1 protein-coding gene is annotated in these 1981 nt (G+C 61.1%); it reads right to left on the bottom strand.

What is annotated here, in order from left to right; genetic code table 11:
* Positions 1-1848 (bottom strand): DUF5801 repeats-in-toxin domain-containing protein (locus HCU66_RS26875; RefSeq protein ID WP_479561820.1); only part of this gene is annotated, 1848 nt, incomplete at its 3' end.
* Between the last annotated feature and the right edge of the window lie 133 nt (positions 1849-1981).

Here is a 1981-nt window from a genome sequence, read left to right as displayed (position 1 = left end):
GATCGCGAAGATCACCGTGGCGCTGGCATTGCCCGTGCGCCCCGTGACATCGCCGTTGGTTTCCTTCCACAGATTGATCTGCGTGCCGTCGGTTGTATCAAGGCCCGAATCCGATCCGTTGCCGTTGACGATGGACAGCGTCACCGCCGTCGTCGCGCCCACGGTATCGGTCCCGGTAGACGTCGTCGTGTCGGCCAGATTCACCCCCGCGACCGCACCGATCGGCGCGCCGTAGGTGCCCGCGAACGGGTCGGTACCAGGCGGTACGTCGTCGTCCTCGGCGTTGGCGTCGTTCGCGTCCACGCCCAGCGATTCGTCCAGTACCAGGTTGTCGGCCGTGCGCGCGATCTGCGCCGTCGGCCCGTCATCGTGGAACGTCAGCTCCGAGAACTGATTCGGTGTGGTATTGGAATTGACCAGCCTGAAGCCACCAATGTCGAAGGGGGCGTCGAAGTTGGTGTCGGCCGAACCGATGTTGTCGATCAGCGCCCGGTTGTGTAGGCCGTTGGTGTTGTAGGCGATCAGGTCGTTGGCTTCCAGGCCTTGGATCACCACGGTCTTGTCGCTGCCGAACGTGACCGTGATGCCGCTCAGCGTGGTGGGGGTCGTTCCAATACTGGTCTTGTCAAACACCAGGGTCTCACCTGGAACCGCATTCTTGCCGTGCCCACTGGGCTGGGTGGTGATGGTGACCTTGTTGACTTCCACCAGCGTGTTGGCGTGCAGGTTGTCGATGAAAGCAGTACCTGGATGAAAAGCCGTTGTGGAGGCGCTGATCTGCAGCGTGGATTTATCGCCCGAAGACGATTGCACAACGGAAAAACTGGCCCCATTGGTGCCGTAGAGCTCGTCGAAGTCGATGTTGGCCTCCACGTCCGCTTCGTTCTGGTCCAGGAATCCAACCGAGGTCGCCGAATGGTCAGCGTTGACGGTGTAGTCCGGGTTCGCGCCTTTCGCGAAGGTGAAGTACAAGCCGGTGCCTTCCACGACTTGCTGGCTGTTGGTGCCCAGAGTGGTGGGGCCGCCGCCCTGGCCGGTGTTGACGGTGTCGCCGTCGGTGATGGCGGAGGTATCGCTGGACTGGTTGATTGGGTCCTTGCCGGTGACGATGATCACCGCGTCAGCCGCGCTGGGGGTTCCATCGCCGTACATCAGGAACAGGTTCTGGCCTGAAGGTGCGCCTGCCAACGAGAAGTCGCTGCGATTGCTGACCGAGACATTGAGGTTGTAGACGCTCAAGGCGTCGTCGGGGTTGGTGGTAATCGGGTGCTCGATTTCCTCGTACTGCACCATCCAGACCTTGGAGCCCACGGCGTTCAGATCGGAGCTCTGGGCGGCACCGGAAGCGTCCGTGGGTTGCAGGTACGCGGCGAAGACGATGTCGCCGGTGTCGTTTGCCGTGCCGTCGGCATTGGCCTTGCGGCCGAACACGACGTTGTTCTCATCAATGCCCAGGTCGAGGCCCGTATAGCTGTAGAGGTAAATTTGCGTGCCGTCGACGGTCAGCAGGGGGACGCCAGGCGCAGACAGTGCCAATTCCCCAAGCAGCGGACCACCCGTGGCATTGGTGAAGGCCAGATCGGTGACATCGACCCCGAAACCGCTGAGCATGGGACTGCCATCAAGGTCGGCGTTGGTGCCGTTGCTCACGGCTACGGTGACGTTGACCCCAGTGAGATTCTGCACCACCACGGCATTCAAAAGCGTGTCGAATGCAGCAACGCCGGTGGTTTGGAAGCCCAGACCATCTTTAACGTCGTTGCCTGTGGTGTCGCTGCCCCCGGCCGTCGCGTTCTGCTTACCCGACGTCTCGTCGATGATCATTGTTCCGGTGATGGTGATAGCCATGATCTACTCCCGAAAAATTCCGGTCATCGAGGCCTGACCGGTGACCTTTGATCGCAACTATGGCTATGCGCCAGGGATTGCACATCGGCCGATACTCCCAGACGGGCTGGGAGTTTCAGACTACTTGGGAGGG

This window comes from Pseudomonas frederiksbergensis, assembly GCF_017114915.1.
Taxonomy (GTDB): domain Bacteria; phylum Pseudomonadota; class Gammaproteobacteria; order Pseudomonadales; family Pseudomonadaceae; genus Aquipseudomonas; species Aquipseudomonas frederiksbergensis_I.
The sequence above is the reverse complement of the archived record's forward strand: the minus strand, read 5'-3'. Positions and strand labels throughout refer to the sequence as shown.